The organism is Buttiauxella sp. (assembly GCF_035271705.1).
Classification (GTDB): domain Bacteria; phylum Pseudomonadota; class Gammaproteobacteria; order Enterobacterales; family Enterobacteriaceae; genus Buttiauxella.
Map to the genome: position 1 here is coordinate 1 of NZ_DATERI010000074.1, position 17801 is coordinate 17801.

General features: G+C 51.1%; 15 protein-coding genes, 1 tRNA gene and 2 other RNA genes. 13 read left to right on the forward strand and 5 right to left on the reverse strand.

The annotated features are described in order from the left end of the window. Positions 1–15 precede the first annotated feature (15 nt). Positions 16–678 (reverse strand): OmpA family lipoprotein, encoded by a 663-nt coding sequence (locus VJY99_RS06385; RefSeq protein ID WP_324117234.1) that lies wholly within the window; start codon positions 676–678, stop codon positions 16–18. A 155-nt stretch (positions 679–833) separates the two neighbouring features. Here VJY99_RS06385 and VJY99_RS06390 point away from each other — a divergent pair, with 155 nt between their 5' ends. Continuing rightward, the gene (locus VJY99_RS06390) at positions 834–3164 is read left to right on the forward strand and encodes a molybdopterin guanine dinucleotide-containing S/N-oxide reductase (protein WP_324117235.1); all 2331 of its coding nucleotides are present in this window, start codon (positions 834–836) and stop codon (positions 3162–3164) included. On the opposite strand, the gene VJY99_RS06395 is transcribed toward VJY99_RS06390, so the two are convergent. Further along, complete coding sequence (locus tag VJY99_RS06395; RefSeq protein ID WP_324117236.1) at positions 3133–3573, reverse strand: N-acetyltransferase; 441 nt, start codon at positions 3571–3573, stop codon at positions 3133–3135. The genes VJY99_RS06390 and VJY99_RS06395 overlap by 32 nt on opposite strands. Then, positions 3570–4133: a DNA-3-methyladenine glycosylase I gene (gene tag / locus VJY99_RS06400; RefSeq protein WP_324117237.1), complete on the reverse strand. Its 564-nt coding sequence runs from the start codon at positions 4131–4133 to the stop codon at positions 3570–3572. The genes VJY99_RS06395 and tag overlap by 4 nt, the downstream gene beginning before the upstream one ends. 262 nt (positions 4134–4395) lie before the next feature. On the opposite strand from tag, the gene VJY99_RS06405 reads away from it, so the two are divergent. Both VJY99_RS06405 and VJY99_RS06410 read left to right on the forward strand, forming a co-directional pair. Continuing rightward, complete coding sequence (locus tag VJY99_RS06405; RefSeq protein ID WP_324117238.1) at positions 4396–5109, forward strand: autotransporter domain-containing protein; 714 nt, start codon at positions 4396–4398, stop codon at positions 5107–5109. A 238-nt stretch (positions 5110–5347) separates the two neighbouring features. Beyond that, a complete protein-coding gene (locus VJY99_RS06410; RefSeq protein WP_324117239.1) occupies positions 5348–6550 on the forward strand; it encodes an L-lactate MFS transporter in 1203 nt (400 codons plus the stop codon). Here VJY99_RS06410 and VJY99_RS06415 read toward each other — a convergent pair. Further along, positions 6541–7125 carry an HD domain-containing protein gene (locus tag VJY99_RS06415; protein WP_324117240.1) on the reverse strand — a complete coding sequence of 195 codons (585 nt, stop codon included), beginning with the start codon at positions 7123–7125 and terminating at the stop codon, positions 6541–6543. The two genes, VJY99_RS06410 and VJY99_RS06415, sit on opposite strands and share 10 nt — an antisense overlap. Positions 7126–7427: 302 nt before the next feature. Between VJY99_RS06415 and eptB the strand changes: the two genes are divergently transcribed. The 9 genes from eptB to dppF all read left to right on the forward strand — a co-directional run bounded on the left by eptB (position 7428) and on the right by dppF (position 16082). After that, entirely contained in the window at positions 7428–9110 is a 1683-nt protein-coding gene (gene eptB / locus VJY99_RS06420; protein WP_324117241.1) for a kdo(2)-lipid A phosphoethanolamine 7''-transferase, read from the forward strand. A 100-nt stretch (positions 9111–9210) separates the two neighbouring features. Then, a tRNA-Pro gene (locus VJY99_RS06425) sits at positions 9211–9287 on the forward strand. 35 nt (positions 9288–9322) lie between these two features. Continuing rightward, positions 9323–9452, forward strand: a non-coding RNA gene (locus tag VJY99_RS06430) — RtT sRNA. Positions 9453–9487: 35 nt separating this feature from the next. After that, positions 9488–9617, forward strand: a non-coding RNA gene (locus VJY99_RS06435) — RtT sRNA. Positions 9618–10375: 758 nt separating this feature from the next. Further along, the gene (gene dppA, locus VJY99_RS06440; RefSeq protein WP_324117242.1) at positions 10376–11983 is read left to right on the forward strand and encodes a dipeptide ABC transporter periplasmic-binding protein DppA; all 1608 of its coding nucleotides are present in this window, start codon (positions 10376–10378) and stop codon (positions 11981–11983) included. 153 nt (positions 11984–12136) lie between these two features. Further along, entirely contained in the window at positions 12137–13156 is a 1020-nt protein-coding gene (dppB, locus tag VJY99_RS06445) for a dipeptide ABC transporter permease DppB (RefSeq protein ID WP_324117243.1), read from the forward strand. Between the two features lie 9 nt (positions 13157–13165). Further along, on the forward strand, positions 13166–14083 hold the full coding sequence (gene dppC, locus VJY99_RS06450) for a dipeptide ABC transporter permease DppC (protein WP_324117244.1): 918 nt from the start codon (positions 13166–13168) through the stop codon (positions 14081–14083). Between the two features lie 11 nt (positions 14084–14094). Continuing rightward, positions 14095–15078 carry a dipeptide ABC transporter ATP-binding protein gene (dppD, locus tag VJY99_RS06455; protein ID WP_324117245.1) on the forward strand — a complete coding sequence of 328 codons (984 nt, stop codon included), beginning with the start codon at positions 14095–14097 and terminating at the stop codon, positions 15076–15078. Next, entirely contained in the window at positions 15075–16082 is a 1008-nt protein-coding gene (dppF, locus tag VJY99_RS06460) for a dipeptide ABC transporter ATP-binding subunit DppF (protein ID WP_324117246.1), read from the forward strand. The genes dppD and dppF overlap by 4 nt, the downstream gene beginning before the upstream one ends. Before the next feature lie 695 nt (positions 16083–16777). On the opposite strand, the gene VJY99_RS06465 is transcribed toward dppF, so the two are convergent. Continuing rightward, entirely contained in the window at positions 16778–16969 is a 192-nt protein-coding gene (locus VJY99_RS06465) for a toxin-antitoxin system HicB family antitoxin (protein ID WP_324117247.1), read from the reverse strand. Between the two features lie 138 nt (positions 16970–17107). Between VJY99_RS06465 and VJY99_RS06470 the strand changes: the two genes are divergently transcribed. Beyond that, positions 17108–17617: a hypothetical protein gene (locus tag VJY99_RS06470; protein ID WP_324117248.1), complete on the forward strand. Its 510-nt coding sequence runs from the start codon at positions 17108–17110 to the stop codon at positions 17615–17617. Positions 17618–17801: the final 184 nt, after the last annotated feature.

The following is a 17801-nucleotide window of genomic DNA, read 5'->3' on the forward strand; positions in this document are numbered from 1 at the left end:
AGTCAAATCTAATGATTAGGACAATGGACTCAGCGTAATTTCTACGCGGCGGTTCTGCGCCTTGCCTTCAGCCGTGCTGTTGCTGGCAATGGGATTCGCAGGTCCCACACCCGAGGTACGCACGCGGTTTGCCGCGACATCTTGCGTAATCAGTGCACTACCCACGCCATCTGCACGCTGTTGGGAAAGCGTCATGTTCAGCTCTTTGCTGCCGGTGCTGTCGGTATAACCCACGACGTTAACCGCAGTTTTTGGATATTCTTTCAGTACCATCGCCACACCGGTCAGGGTGTTTGCACCTGCTGGTTTCAGTGTTGCGCTGCTGCTGTCGAAAGTGACGTTGTTTGGCAGGTTAAGCACGATGTTGTCGCCATTACGCGTTACGCTTACGCCTGTTCCCTGCATTTTTTCACGCAGTTTAGCTTCTTGCACATCCATGTAATAACCGACGCCACCCCCTAATGCAGCACCTGCTGCGGCACCAATCAATGCACCTTTACCGCGATCTTTTTTCGATGAGGAAAGAACGCCGACGCCAGCACCTACCAGTGAGCCAATACCTGCTCCAATACCCGCTTTTCCAGCTTCACGTTCGCCAGTGTAAGGGTTGGTAGTACAGCCAGAAACTGCTAACGTGCCACAAACAATAGCGGCAATCATCATGACGCGTTTTTTCATCTTATTTCCTTGGTGAATTAAATAACTCAACCGCATGCTCAGCGGCGGTTGATTATGCCGCGTGAATGTGTAGAAGTTTCTATAGAGTCGTCTGATTTTGTAAATAAAATATTGAGTGGTCATTAGACCGCCACCTGCAACCAGGGGAGCCCGAATTGGCAAGTACATCCTCATCAAATAAGAAAATTCTAACGGCCGCACACTGGGGCCCAATGCTCGTTGAAACTGACGGCGAGCGCGTGATCAGTTCCACTGGCGCACTGGAAACCGCGCATGAGAACTCATTGCAAAGTGCGGTTCCGGACCAGGTTCACAGCCAAGCTCGCGTGCAATTTCCTATGGCCCGAAAAGGGTTCCTCGCCTCACCCGATGCGCCACAAGGTGTGCGAGGTGAGGACGAATATGTGCGGATTAGCTGGGATGAAGCGTTGCAACTCATTCACCAGCAACATCAACGTATTCGTGAGACTTATGGTGCGGACTCTATTTTTGCCGGTTCCTATGGCTGGCGCTCCAATGGTGTGTTGCATAAAGCGGCGACGTTACTGCAACGTTATATGAGCCTTGCGGGTGGATATACCGGGCACCTTGGCGATTATTCTACCGGTGCGGCACAGGTCATCATGTCGTATGTGGTGGGCTCCAATGAAGTTTACCAGCAGCAAACTAGCTGGCCATTGGTACTTGAACATAGCGAAGTTGTGGTGCTGTGGAGTGCTAACCCACTGAACACTCTGAAAATTGCATGGAACGCCAGCGATGAACAGGGCGTGAAGTATTTCGAACAACTCAGAGCCAGCGGCAAAACAGTGATCGCCATTGATCCGATGCGATCGGAGACCGTGGATTTCCTCGGTGAAAAAGCGCAGTGGATTGCGCCGAACATGGGCACCGATGTGGCGCTGATGCTGGGCATCGCCCATACACTGGCGATAAATGGCTGGCATGATGCGCCATTCCTCGCGCGTTGCGCTCACGGCTACGACAAATTTGCGGCTTATCTGTTGGGTGAATCTGACGGCCAGCCGAAAACGGCGCATTGGGCGGCAGAGATTTGCGGCGTACCGGCGCAAACCATCGAAGATCTGGCGCGTTTATTTAGTGAAAAACGCACCATGCTGATGTCTGGCTGGGGGATGCAACGCCAGCAATACGGCGAGCAAAAACACTGGATGCTGGTCACGCTTGCGGCAATGCTTGGGCAGATTGGTACGCCAGGCGGCGGTTTTGGGCTTTCTTATCACTTTGCTAACGGCGGTAATCCGACGCGTCGCGCAGCGGTGTTGGGTTCCATGCAGGGCTCAGTGGCAAACGGTATTGATGCCGTGGAAAAAATCCCGGTGGCTCGCATTGTTGAAGCGCTGGAAAACCCGGGTGGCGAGTATCAACATAATGGATTGCAGAAAACCTTCCCGGATATCAGGATGTTGTGGTGGGCGGGTGGTGCTAACTTTACTCATCACCAGGACACAAACCGCCTGATTAAAGCCTGGCAGAAGCCAGAGTTGGTGGTCATTTCCGAATGCTTTTGGACGGCTGCAGCAAAACACGCGGATATTGTGTTACCGATCACCACATCTTTTGAGCGCAATGACTTGACGATGACGGGTGATTACAGCAACCAGCATCTGGTGCCTATGAAGCAAGTGGTTCCACCGCGCAATGAAGCACGTAATGATTTCGACGTTTTTGCCCAGCTCAGTGCGTTGTGGGAAGAAGACGGAGAATCACGCTTTACGGAAGGGAAAACCGAGCTGCAATGGTTGGAAGAGTTCTATGAAATCGCGCGTAAGCGAGGGGCTGCTCAGCAGATAGAGTTGCCAGATTTCCAACACTTCTGGGAATCTAACCAACTGATAGAAATGCCAGAAAGTGAAAAGAATGCTGCTTTCATCCGTTTTGCTGATTTCCGCGAAGATCCGCAGGTTAATCCGTTAAAAACCCCAAGCGGTAAAATCGAAATTTATTCAGAGCGCATCGCCCGTTTTGCTTATGCTGATTGCCCTCCACACCCAAGCTGGCTTGCCCCGAATGAATGGCAAGGCAATGCCAAACCGGGTCAGCTCCAATTGCTTTCGTCGCACCCTGCGCATCGTCTGCACAGCCAACTTAACTATGCGGCATTACGCGAGAAATACGCGATTGCCGGACGTGAGCCGTTAACGCTGCATCCCAAAGATGCCGCTGAACGAGGTATTGCAGATGGTGATTTGGTACGCGTCTGGAATGCCCGTGGGCAGGTGTTGGTGGGGGCTTTAGTGACGGATGGCATCAAGCCGGGTGTGGTTTGCATTCATCAGGGCGCATGGCCCGATTTGAATGACGAGAAGCTGTGTAAAAACGGCGCGGTAAATGTGCTGACGCTGGATATACCAACTTCGCGGCTGGCCAATGGCTGTGCGGCGAATTCTTCGTTGGTATGGGCCGAAAAATATCTCGGCCCAGCGCCGGAGGTTACTGCGTTTCTCCCTCCTGCCAGCTCATAATCCACGTCGGGTGGTGTGTTTCTGTTTGCCAGGCGCTTTCTTCAATGCGAAAGCCCTGGTGGTGATAAAAATGCACTGCCCGATGATTCTTCTGATAAACCTCAAGACTCAGCGCTGAATAATGCGTTTTGACGTGCTCCATCAACGCATGCCCAATCCCCTTGCCGATGAACAGTTCACTCACAAACAGCGCGCCAATAAACAGTGAATCCAGCACACTGATGAATCCCACTATTTTTCCGTTTTCGATATAAACCCAGGTCACAGATTGCGGAATATAGACATTGCGCACGATGGACTCACTTTCATGCCAGTAGCGTTCGCTAATAAACGGATGCGCATGAATGGTGCTGGCGAGCCAAAATTCGATCAGCTCATCCATTTCATCCAGTCGTAGGCGGCGAATCATTTCTGGTTATCAGGGTGGCAGAAACAGCTCGTCACATGGTCGTTAACCAGACCACAGGCCTGCATAAATGAGTAGCAAATCGTGGAGCCGACAAATTTGAAGCCGCGTTTTTTCAGTGCTTTGGATAGCGCGTCTGAAGCGGGTGTCGTCGTTGGAATTTCTGCAAGCGTGTCGGCTTGCGTCACTTGCGCCTGATTGTCGACAAACGACCAAACAAACTCGGGGAATTTCTCGCCGTTGGCTTCCATCGCCAGGTACGCTTTCGCATTATTAATGATGGCTTCTATTTTTCCGCGATGACGAATAATTCCTGCATCCTGAACCAACAGATCGACGTCTTCTGGTTGCAGTAATGCCACGGCTTGCGGGTCGAAATTTTTAAAGCAGCGACGATAGTTTTCGCGTTTTTTCAGCACCGTAATCCATGACAAACCTGCTTGCTGTCCTTCAAGGCAGATCATCTCGAAAAGGTGCTGTCCATCGGTCACCGGCACGCCCCATTCTTTATCGTGATACTCCATGTAAAGCGGATCCTGGGATACCCATCCACAACGCAACATACGTTTCTCCTTTGATGAAATTTCTCGTGCCAACTTGACGTGCCAGATAAAGAGACAATAGTTAATTCAGGGCTATCCCCGTCATGCTTCAAGTTGTCTCTTTGTTGGCTGCGTTTACTCACCCGAATCACTTACTTATGTAAGCTCATCCGGGCTCGCTCGCAAGCCGACTCGATGCACCTTGAATGATTTAGGGGCTATCCGCAAGCCCGAAAAAAAGAAAAAAAATAGCCGGATTTGGCTCTTTCCTGGAGTCTTTTTAATGAAAAAAAATATACGCAGTGGTCACCGTGTCACTCTTTCCACGGTGTTGGCTTTGTGTTGTTTATCCTACGCTACGAATGTAATGGCCTGGCAACAAGAATATGTTGTCGAGGAAGCACCGGGCGAAGCGCAGGATCGTTATACCTGGGACAGTAGTCACCAACCCAGTTATAACGATATTCTCGCAGAACGGATTAGTTCTTCTTTTACCTCCCAAAACCAGGAGGGGCTGTTGCTCGTTTCTGGTAACGATAGTATGAAGGCTGATAGCTCACTTTTGGGGGTCGGCTGGAATATCAATTTGCCTGGAAATTTCACCACCGGGCCGACCGCAAAGTACAGTTGGGATGGCTCTTCAGCTGGGGTCTATAACGAATACGGTGACTCGGCGAATGCCTCACGATTTAACGATCAACTTTGGCATGCCAGCGTTTCTACTGTGGGCTGGCGGTTGGATTCATCGCTCGGCTATCTGCGCCCGTGGGCACAGGTAAGCTATAACCATCAGTACGGTGAAAACTTATGGAAAGCCCAGTCAGGGATGAGAGCGAATGTTGCGTCGGGCCAGGATGGCAATTGGATGGATATCACCGTCGGTGCGGATATACCCATTGGCAAAAATATGGAGGCGTTTGCTTCTATGTCACAGGCCGAAGGGTTAACGACGGGTGAAGCCTATCTTTATAACGTTGGCGTCAGTGCGAAGTTTTGATCAATTATTTAACCTTGAATTGGAATGCTTAACATTTAATGATCAGCATTTACGCCATTTATATTGATAGTAATGACTAACTGTTCAAGGAATTAATATAACACCCAGGTCATTCATTCCCTCTCAGTGGCATTTCATTCCGGCATGAGTGCATCTCATGCCGTTTTCTCCTGGAATAAAATGCACTTCGTTATTCTTAGCGGCAGAAGATTTCTCTTAAATTTTGCGGACATCTGCCATGAATAATTCCAACTACAACCGTACTCGCTGGTTAACCCTGATCGGTACCATCATTACTCAGTTTGCACTGGGTTCTGTTTATACCTGGAGTCTGTTCAATAGCGCGCTGTCGCAAAAGCTGGATGAGCCAATCAGCCAGGTGGCGTTCTCCTTTGGTTTGTTAAGCCTTGGCCTGGCGATTTCTTCCTCTGTCGCGGGCAAACTGCAAGAACGTTTTGGGGTTCGCAACGTCACGATGGCGGCGGGCGTGCTGCTGGGTGTCGGCTTCTTCCTGACCGCTCACTCCGATAACCTGCTGATGTTATGGCTGAGCGCGGGTGTGTTGGTGGGCCTGGCTGATGGCGCAGGTTACTTAATCACTCTCTCCAACTGCGTGAAGTGGTTCCCGGAGCGTAAAGGTCTGATTTCCGCAATTGCCATTGGTTCATACGGCCTTGGTAGCTTAGGTTTCAAATACATCGACAGCCATTTGCTGGCGACCGTGGGCCTTGAAAGCACCTTTATGATTTGGGGTGGGATGGCAATGGTGATGATTCTGTTCGGTTCAATGCTGATGAAAGATGCGCCATTGCAGGAAGTGAAAACAGTGAACGGCGTGGCTGAAAAAGATTACACACTGGCAGAATCTATGCGCCAACCACAGTATTGGATGCTGGCCATTATGTTCCTGACTGCCTGCATGAGTGGTTTGTATGTGATTGGTGTGGCAAAAGATATCGCGCAGGGGATGGTGCATTTGACTGCTGAATCTGCGGCTAACGCGGTGACTGTTATCGCCATTGCTAACCTGAGCGGTCGTTTGGTTCTGGGTATTCTGTCCGATAAAATGGCCCGAATCCGCGTTATCACTATCGGCCAGGTGATTTCTTTAGTCGGTATGGCAGCACTGTTGTTCGCCCCGCTCAACGAAGTGACATTCTTTGCCGCGATTGCTTGTGTGGCATTTAACTTTGGCGGCACCATCACCGTTTATCCATCACTGGTCAGTGAGTTCTTTGGTCTGAATAACCTGACTAAAAACTACGGTGTGATTTATCTGGGCTTCGGTATTGGCAGTATCTGTGGTTCGATTATCGCCTCCGTCTTCGGCGGCTTCTATGTCACCTTCTGCGTCATCTTCGCGCTGCTGATTTTGTCCCTGGCGATTTCCACGACTATCCGCCAACCAGCACGAGAAGTACTGCAAGAAGCTCACGCCTGATAGCGAGCCATTAATGCCGCAAACCATGCCGCCGGGACGTTATACGGCGGCATCATTAATTGTGAAATCCCCTGTTCGATAATGCTTTGTGCCTGAATTCTTAACGTCTCATTCCCACGTTGCAATCCTGCCAGCTGAATACGTTTTTCAATCAGATAGACTCGAGCAAAATGCGGGTCATAACGTAAAATTTCACGCGTGTTATCAATGATGTCGGCGAGTTTAATGGTTTGTGCTTCGCAACTGGCATTGGCAGTATGCAGGAAATGGGCGCGTTTACGATTCAGGCGGTTGATGCCAGAGTGCTGTTCGGGGTTCGTGACCATGGCGACAAGTGCTGCGACGTCAGGCCCAAAGTGTTCCTGAATATCAATAATCGTGCTGCCAGTGTCTTCTACCGTATCGTGTAACCAGGCGGCTGCAAGCATCTCCTCAATTGGCGAGACGCTTCTGACCAGTTCTACCACCGCGGCAGGATGGACAATGTATGGCTCCAGAGTATATTTGCGGCGCTGATCGCAAGCTGCATGCGCCTTCGCGGCATATCGGCGTGCCCGTTCTTCCAGTGACAACATGATTCCCCCTTCGCATCACCTGTAATGACTTATATGTCCCACAACCCGGTTGTGGCGTCTATTTATTGTTCTGTCCCTTTAAAAGCGTAAATCAGGCTCGATATATGTAAACTACGTGGCAGATTTCGTTTTTTGCCAATACTTTTTGTCAACCCTGTGCTCTACTATTTCGCGTCAAAAAACGACTAAGAATCGTCCTTATTCGAACTTAATTTTTCATTGCTCAGAATTTTATAAGTTAAGGGGAGTCTGAGTGATGCTTATGACATTTCTTCTTTTGCACTATTTCTTCGGACAACTGCATGAATTACGTTAAATCGATGACCCAGCAGAAGCTCTGCATTCTGCTAGCGGTATACATCGGGCTATTTTTAAACCTTTCGGTTTTTTATCATCGTTTTGAAGGATTCATCCAGCAATTTAGTGGCTTGAAAGCATTAGCCATGATGACCGAAATTGCGGCATGTGTGCTGGTCACCTTCTTTTTACTCCGTATGTTATCGCTGTTTGGCCGCACGGTTTGGCGCGTTATCGCCTCAGTGATTGTGGTGTTTTCTGTCGCTGCAAGCTATTACATGACGTTACTCAACGTCGTGATTGGCTACGGGATTATTGCTTCGGTGATGACCACCGACATCGACCTTTCTAAAGAAATTGTCGGCTATCAGTTCGTCATGTGGATGATTTTGGTCAGTGTTATCCCGCTGGCGCTAATTTGGGGCAGCAACACGCGTGACACTTTGCTGCATCAGTTAAAAACTCCGGGTCATCGCATCAAGAATGTGGCCATTGTGCTGCTGGCTGGGCTGATGGTTTGGGCACCATTGCGTTACCTTGATAAACAACAGAATCGTACTGAGAAACGTTCTACCGTTGATTTGCCAAGCTATGGCGGCGTAGTTGCTAACTCCTATTTGCCATCAAACTGGGTTTCCGCTTTAGGTCTTTTTGCCTGGGCTCAGGCCGATGAGTCGACAGATAACAACTCACTGATTAACCCCGCAAAGAAGTTTACTTATGTCGCTCCCAAAGAGCTGGATGATACCTATGTCGTGTTTGTGATTGGCGAAACGGCTCGTTGGGATCACATGGGTATTTTTGGTTATGACCGTGATACCACGCCAAAACTCGCCAATGAGAAAAACCTCGTGGCTTTCCGCGGGGAATCCTGCGATACCGCGACTAAGCTTTCGCTGCGCTGTATGTTTGTGCGCGAAGGTGGAGCGGAAGACAACCCGCAACGGACTTTAAAAGAACAAAACGTGTTTGCCGTACTCAAGCAACTTGGTTTTAGCTCCGACCTGTTTGCGATGCAAAGTGAATTGTGGTTCTACGGCAACACCATGGCTGATAACTTCTCTTATCGTGAGCAAATTGCTGCTGAGCCACGTAACACAGGCAAGCAAGTCGACGATATGTTGCTGGTTGAGGAGATGAAACGTTCGGTTGACAAGCATCCTGACGGCAAGCATCTGATTGTTCTGCATACCAAAGGTTCGCACTTCTCTTACGTGCAACGCTATCCGCGCAGCTTCGCTAAATGGGCTCCTGAGTGCGTCAGTATTGATTCAGAGTGCAGTAAAGAGCAGTTGATTAACGCATTCGATAACTCAATACTTTATACCGATACGGTGCTGGATAGTGTGATTTCCCAGTTGCGTGATAAGCGGGCAATTATTTTCTACGCCTCGGATCATGGTGAATCCATCGATGAGAAGAAGCACCTGCATGGTACGCCACGTGAAATGGCACCACCGGAGCAATTCCGTGTTCCGCTGTTAGTGTGGGCTTCAGATAAGTATCTGGAAAACCCGGACCGGGCGCGTGAGTTTGAGCACATGCAAGAACAAGCGAAAATGAAAGTGGCGCACCGTCATGTTGAGCTGTATGACACGATTATGGGTTGCCTGGGATACACGTCGCCGGACGGCGGTATTAACCAGAATAACAACTGGTGTCATGTGCCGCAGAAGGCTGCGCAGTAACTTTTTCGCCACATCTGCTGGAAATTGAATCAAACGGACATAATTTTAGGTTTCTGGGATTGACGGTTAAAACGGTGCGCAGTACTATGCGCTCCGTATTCGGCGAGTAGCGCAGCTTGGTAGCGCAACTGGTTTGGGACCAGTGGGTCGGAGGTTCGAATCCTCTCTCGCCGACCAAATTTAGAAAAGACCAACCTTCGGGTTGGTCTTTTTGCATCTGAAGTTCGTAGAGGATGAGAATCTCCGAAGGAGGTTTGAGCCGAGCGTAGCGAGACAACGTTGCTTTAGCAACGACCCGCAGGGCGCGTCACGAAGTGGCAAGTCATCCTCTCTCGCCGACCAAATTTAGAAAAGACCAACCTTCGGGTTGGTCTTTTTGCATCTGAAGCTTGTAGAGGATGAGAATCTCCGAAGGAGGTTTGAGCCGAGCGTAGCGAGACAACGTTGCTTTAGCAACGACCCGCAGGGCGCGTCACGCAGTGACAAGTCATCCTCTCTCGCTGATAAAATTCAAGAAAGCCCAACCGCAAGGTTGGGTTTTTTTACGTCTGTAGTTTGAGTTTGTAGATGAGCAGAATCTCCAAAGTCGGGTTTCTGTCGCTGTTTACGTTGTATCAGCCTCGTGCGGACGATTTTGTGACATTTTCCATTGTATTTTGTTATGGAAAATCGTGGGTTAATACCCTGTTGCTTATGTTTTATACCAGCATGATTCGCTGTAAGAGACATGGATCACAAAACATATCGTTCAGATAATCAGCATTCGGCAAGAAATATTACAGAATTTGCACAACTGAATACAGCTGCTGTATGCCTCTCAGGCAGTGTAATAATCTGGGAACATGGCAGTAGCATAAATTTCCCTGCTGGAAATAGAGTGGCTGGCTTTTTTTTAACTTTGTTCGCCGTTTCTCACCTCGGTTGTAAATCCCCGTTACCTATATTGACGTTTTACTCATCTATTGACAGATTGTAGGGCGTGAGGGGCAAATTATGGACAGTCTGCACTACCACACAGCTAGCCTGGCGAAAGGAACCCCTGGCCTCACCATCGCCTCCGGGCACACCGAACGGACCGCATTCATATAACAAAGGTCTAACGGATAAAAACAACACGACATATGTCCCAATAGATTTCTTGTTTCAGCGTGATGGCAATCAAACGAATCACCGAGAGCTTACGTGGGTAAGTGACGGCGTGAGTCAACGCTATCAACAAAGCTGTGGCAAGGAAGATGAAGGGAACATCACAACGGAGCAGAAGAATGAGTCTTTCCTTGAAGAAGTCAGGGATGCTGAAATTTGGTCTGAGCCTGGTGGCCCTGACCGTAGCAGCTAGCGTTCAGGCAAAAACACTGGTTTATTGCTCAGAAGGTTCCCCAGAAGGTTTTAACCCTCAGCTATTTACCTCTGGTACGACTTACGATGCCAGCTCAGTGCCAATTTATAACCGTCTGGTTGAGTTCAAAATCGGCACCACCGAAATCATCCCAGGTCTTGCTGAAAAGTGGGAAGTGAGTGCTGACGGTAAAACTTACACCTTCCATCTGCGCCAGGGCGTGAAATGGCAGGACAACAAAGATTTCAAACCAACGCGTGACTTAAATGCTGACGACGTTGTGTTCTCCTTTGATCGCCAGAAAAATGCAAATAACCCGTACCATAAAGTTTCTGGCGGCAGCTACGAATACTTTGAAGGCATGGGCCTGTCTGACCTGATCAGCGAAATCAAGAAAGTGGACGACAAAACCGTTCAGTTCGTACTGACGCGTCCAGAGTCGCCATTCCTGGCTGACCTTGCGATGGACTTCGCCTCTATTCTTTCCAAAGAATACGCTGACAACATGATGAAAGCCGGCACGCCGGAAAAAACTGACCTGAACCCAATCGGTACCGGTCCGTTCCAGCTGCTGCAATACCAGAAAGATTCTCGCATTCTGTACAAAGCGTTCCCAGGTTACTGGGGTACTAAGCCACAGATCGACCGTCTGGTGTTCTCCATCACGCCTGATGCTTCTGTGCGTTACGCAAAACTGCAGAAAAACGAGTGCCAGGTTATGCCGTATCCAAACCCGGCTGACATCGCTCGCATGAAAGAAGACAAGAGCATCAACCTGATGGAACAGGCTGGCCTGAACGTGGGTTACCTGTCTTTCAACACCGAGAAGAAACCGTTTGATGACGTAAAAGTGCGTCAGGCGCTGACTTACGCGGTGAACAAAGAATCGATCATCAAAGCGGTTTACCAGGGCGCAGGCACTGCGGCTAAAAACCTGATCCCACCAACCATGTGGGGCTACAACGATGACGTGAAGGACGATTCCTACGATCCTGAAAAAGCGAAAGCGCTGCTGAAAGAATCCGGCCACGCTGAAGGCTTCACCGTTGACCTGTGGGCCATGCCAGTACAACGTCCGTACAACCCGAACGCTCGCCGTATGGCTGAGATGATTCAGGCTGACTGGGCGAAAGTCGGTGTGACCGCCAAAATCGTAACCTACGAGTGGGGCGAGTATCTGAAACGCGCCAAAGCAGGTGAGCACCAGGCTGTGATGATGGGCTGGACTGGCGACAATGGGGATCCGGATAACTTCTTCGCCACCCTGTTCAGCTGTGCAGCGGCGAAAGACGGTTCTAACTACTCTCGCTGGTGCTACAAGCCGTTTGAAGACCTGATCCAACCTGCACGTGCAACAGACGATCACAACAAGCGTATCGAGCTGTACAAGCAAGCTCAGGTCGTGATGCATGACCAGGCTCCGGCACTGATCGTTGCTCACTCCACGGTATACGAGCCAGTACGCAAAGAAGTGAAAGGTTACGTGGTTGACCCATTGGGCAAACACCACTTTGAGAACGTGTCAGTAGAATAATAAGTACAGATAGCCCCTCTCTTCGGCGACTGTTGTCCACTCACAGTGGATAAGCGACAGGCAATGCCGGAGAGAGGGACTTAATATTTGTGATATGTGAGTAATACAGACTGATTATCGCAAGCTTTTCAGTCACTACAGAGAATCCGGGTTATGTTGCAGTTCATCCTCCGACGTCTGGGGTTAGTTATCCCCACGTTTATCGGTATTACCCTTCTTACCTTCGCTTTCGTCCATATGATCCCCGGTGACCCGGTGATGATAATGGCCGGTGAGCGCGGTATCTCTCCTGAACGTCATGCTCAGTTGTTGGCCGAACTCGGTCTCGACAAGCCAATGTGGCAGCAATACATCCATTATATTTGGGGTGTGATGCACGGTGACTTGGGCATTTCGTTAAAAAGCCGTCTCCCTGTTTGGGACGAGTTCGTCCCTCGCTTTAAAGCGACGATGGAACTCGGTGTATGCGCCATGATGTTCGCCGTTGCCGTGGGTATTCCGGTTGGTGTTTTGGCTGCGGTTAAGCGCGGTTCTGTGTTCGACCACACCTCTGTGGGCATCGCGTTAACGGGCTACTCAATGCCTATTTTCTGGTGGGGCATGATGTTAATCATGCTGGTTTCAGTGTACTGGAACCTCACGCCAGTCTCGGGGCGCGTCAGCGATACGGTATTCCTGGACGACACCTTGCCGCTCACCGGCTTTATGCTTATCGATACCCTGATATGGGGCGAGCCGGGCGACTTTATCGACGCCGTGGCGCACATGGTGCTGCCTGCCGTGGTGCTCGGCACCATCCCGCTGGCGGTTATCGTGCGTATGACCCGCTCATCCATGCTCGAAGTGTTGGGCGAAGATTACATCCGTACCGCTCGCGCTAAGGGTTTGACCCGTATGCGCGTTATCGTGGTTCATGCTCTGCGCAACGCCATGCTGCCCGTGGTCACCGTTATCGGTTTGCAGGTGGGAACGTTGCTGGCAGGTGCGATTCTGACGGAAACTATCTTCTCCTGGCCGGGCCTTGGCCGCTGGTTGATTGATGCATTGCAACGTCGTGACTACCCGGTAGTACAGGGCGGCGTATTGTTGGTGGCGACGATGATTATCCTCGTTAACCTGATAGTCGACATCCTGTACGGCGTGGTGAACCCGCGTATACGCCATAAGAAATAAGGGGCCATCATGACGCAATCAACTGAAAAAACAGTCACTGAAAGTACAGTGGCAGCGGCGCCAGTCCCAATGACGCCATTCCAGGAATTCTGGCACTACTTCAAACGCAACAAAGGCGCAGTCGTCGGCTTGGTGTATGTCACCGCGATGATTTTGATCGCTATTTTTGCCAACGTCCTCGCACCGCACGGCCCTGCAGAACAGTTCCGTGATTCATTGCTGCACCCACCGGTCTGGCAGGAAGGCGGTAGCTGGCAGTTCCTGCTCGGTACTGATGACGTAGGCCGCGACATCATGGCGCGCCTGATGTACGGCGCGCGCCTGTCGCTGCTGGTGGGCTGCCTGGTGGTGGTACTGTCACTGATGATGGGTGTGGTGCTCGGCCTGGTGGCTGGCTACTTTGGTGGCCTTATCGACAACATTATCATGCGTGTCGTCGACATCATGCTGGCACTGCCAAGCCTGCTTTTGGCTCTGGTGCTGGTGGCGATTTTTGGCCCGTCGATAGTTAACGCCTCGCTGGCTCTGACCTTTGTTGCGTTGCCGCACTATGTGCGACTGACGCGAGGTGCGGTGTTGGTGGAAGTGCATCGCGACTACGTGACCGCTTCGCGCGTTGCGGGTGCAAGCCCGATGCGCCAGATGTTCATCAACATTTTACCTAACTGCCTGGCACCGCTTATCGTGCAGGCCTCGCTTGGTTTCTCTAACGCCATTCTCGATATGGCCGCTCTCGGCTTCCTCGGCATGGGTGCGCAACCGCCAACACCAGAGTGGGGCACCATGCTCTCCGACGTGTTGCAGTTCGCACAAAGTGCCTGGTGGGTGGTCACCTTCCCTGGTGTCGCCATCCTGCTGACGGTGCTGGCATTTAACCTGATGGGTGACGGGCTGCGTGATGCACTCGATCCTAAACTCAAGCAGTAAAGGGCTACGTAATGGCGTTATTGAATGTAAATAAATTATCGGTGCATTTCGGCGACGAAAAGACACCGTTCCGTGCCGTAGACCGCGTGAGCTATAGCGTAAATCAGGGCGAAGTGGTCGGTATCGTTGGGGAATCAGGTTCTGGTAAATCCGTCAGCTCGCTGGCGATTATGGGGCTGATTGATTACCCTGGCCGCGTGATGGCTGAGAAACTGGAGTTTAACGGCCAGGATCTGCAGAAGATTTCTGAGAAAGAGCGTCGTAACCTGGTCGGTGCCGAAGTGGCGATGATCTTCCAGGACCCGATGACCAGCCTGAACCCTTGCTACACCGTCGGTTTCCAGATTATGGAAGCCATCAAGGTGCATCAGGGCGGCAACAAAAGTACCCGTCGTCAGCGTGCTATCGACTTGTTGAACCTGGTGGGCATTCCTGATGCGGCTTCGCGTCTTGAAGTTTACCCGCACCAACTTTCTGGCGGCATGAGCCAGCGTGTGATGATAGCCATGGCGATCGCCTGTCGTCCTAAGCTGCTGATTGCGGATGAACCGACTACCGCGCTGGATGTGACCATCCAGGCGCAAATCATCGAGCTGTTACTGGAACTGCAGCAAAAAGAGAACATGGCGCTGATTCTTATCACCCATGACCTCGCACTGGTGGCTGAAGCGGCACACAAAATCATCGTGATGTACGCCGGGCAAGTGGTGGAAACAGGGGCTTCGCACGACATATTCCGTGCGCCGCGACATCCGTATACCCAGGCACTGCTGCGTGCGTTACCTGAGTTTGCGCAGGACAAAGCGCGTCTGGCATCGCTGCCAGGTGTGGTTCCGGGCAAATATGACCGACCGAACGGTTGCCTGCTCAACCCACGTTGCCCGTATGCGACTGATCGCTGCCGTACTGAAGAGCCAGAACTGAACATGGTGGACAACGGGCGTCAGTCCAAATGCCATTTCCCACTCGATGATGCCGGGAGGCCAACGCTATGAGTACCGACAAGGCCACCACACAACAGCCGTTGTTGCAGGCCATCGACCTGAAAAAACACTACCCGGTGAAGAAAGGCTTTTTCGGCCAGGAACGTCTGGTAAAAGCGCTGGATGGCGTCTCTTTTGATCTCGAGCGCGGCAAAACGCTGGCGGTAGTGGGCGAGTCCGGTTGTGGTAAATCCACGCTGGGGCGCTTGCTGACGATGATCGAAATCCCGACCGGTGGCGAGCTTTACTACCAGGGTCAGGATTTGCTTAAACCTGACGAAACAGCAGAAAAGCTGCGTCGCCAGAAAATCCAGATAGTCTTCCAGAACCCGTACGGCTCCCTGAACCCACGTAAAAAAGTGGGACAAATTCTTGAAGAGCCGCTGCAAATCAACACCAACCTGAGCAAAGCTGAGCGCCGTGAAAAAGCACTGGCGATGATGGCGAAGGTCGGCCTGAAAACCGAGCATTACGACCGCTATCCGCATATGTTCTCTGGCGGCCAGCGTCAGCGTATTGCTATCGCCCGTGGCCTGATGCTGGACCCGGACGTGGTGATCGCCGATGAACCGGTTTCCGCCCTGGACGTGTCCGTGCGGGCGCAAGTTCTGAACCTGATGATGGATTTGCAGGAGGAAATGGGGCTGTCATATGTGTTCATCTCCCACGATTTATCTGTGGTTGAACACATTGCCGACGAAGTGATGGTGATGTACCTGGGCCGTTGTGTGGAGAAGGGGACGAAAGACCAGATCTTCTCGAACCCGCGTCACCCGTACACTCAGGCATTGCTGTCTGCGACTCCGCGTCTGAATCCAGACGACCGCCGCGAGCGCATCAAGCTCACTGGCGAGCTGCCAAGCCCGCTGAACCCGCCTCCGGGTTGTGCGTTCAACGCCCGCTGCCGTCGCCGTTTCGGGCCGTGCACGCAGTTGCAGCCGCAGCTTAAAGAGTACGGTGGCCAACTGGTGGCGTGTTTCGCTGTTGATCAGGATGAGAACGGGGAAATTCGTTAGTTCAGAACGCCCTCACCCTCTGCCTGTGCTGTCTCTTGGACGGTTCCTGCAAAGCCAGAGAAGGTTCCGTTCACTAAACGTTCAGTTGTTTCTATAGCCACCGAACCGGTGAACGCATCAAGGGTGCTACCGCAGCACCCTTGATAATCCCGGCTCCCGGCGTTTAAATCGCCGCTTCGCGGTAAACCTCCGTTTTTCCTTTCATTCGCTGGGTCGGTTGCGACGCGCTCCAGGCGCTCACAACCTCTCGCCGTTCCCGACGGCGAGACCCGCTCCTTACAGTCAAAACGGAGGCGATTTATGCCGGACTCAAAGGTCAACGGCAAAACCCAAAGTCAAAAGCCAGACCGGTTTTGACTTTGTTCCCGGTATAAATTGCCCCGGCGTTACCCATAATTCAGGGTTGAGCTGCCGTCCGCCGTGAAAGTGAGCGATCGTCTGGAACGAGCCTGAACGTTGGGGATAAGCTGGGGTTACCGCGCAGCGGCAATTTAATGACCGGGCGCCAGGATTATCAAGGAGAGGGCGTTCTCTCCTTGATACGTTCACCGTTAACAACGGTTGCAGAAGTCGCCAGACGTTCGGGTGAACGGAAAAAGCTCTCATCTTACAGATCTCACCCTGACAGATTGCCAGAGCGAAATGTTTATAAAAGGCAGCCCCGGGGAGAGGGCCGAGGTGAGGGCGACAAACGCTCAACCCTTCGGTTCAATTCCTTTCTTCTTCAAAGCTTCGCGTGCCAGGTTCTTAAACCAGTTCGCCAGACTCATGCCTTGTTCTGCGGCTTCTACATCCAACTGTTCACGCAATGCGGGATCAATACGCATTTTGAAGTGTGGGGACTTACCGCTGCCTTTTGGTTTTTTATCACGACTGATGATTGACATGGGGCCCCATATTGATCAATATACAAACATTATAGGGGGGCACATTATCATGGCCCGCCTGTAACAAACAACGCCCCGGAGTGCGGTAACACTGCCGAGGCGTCTGACCACAAACGTTAACTGTTAAGGAGTAACGCTATGGCTAACGCCGATAGTAACACATCCGCTCGTCCTGAAATCGAGCCTGCAATCACCACTTTGTTAAAAACGCCGCTGGGTGCAACCCACGATCTCTTTCAGGTTCTTGAACAATGCCAACGCTATGTTGATGGGTTGATCGAAAACGATAATCACGTTGAATGCATGGCATTATGTGGGCGGTTATTGGCTGGATTAGACGTCCTGAAATTTACTCTAAAATCTCCGTTGCCTGAACATCTCATCGAAAGCCTGACTACAGACATAACTAAACCAGACGACTACCGTTGCCCACTTTCCACCGATTCAGAAACTCTGCGCGAATATTGTGCAGCGCTGACTATGCTGCTGTTGAACCAGCTGGAATCACCCGATCAGGTGGAGAAGATCACCGGAATATTGTTTGAGATGGTTACCTTACTGGCTGAGGATTTAAGAGCACCGCGCTTTATGCGAGCCGAATCCGGGCTGGTGATGATCGGCGGCGAGGCAGTGCCTGGCACCCACTAGGTTTTATGGGGTGGGAGCCGTTAAGGTTTTCCACCCTTAAATAACTGCCCCTGAACATATAAACCCCTACTCCCAACAATTCATATTTGTGAGCTTCTTTAATCCTTCCATGCAATTTATCAATGGCACGTTAAGTGATAAAACCTATTTATTTTAGTGGCTTATTACGTTTTTCTTAATGCTT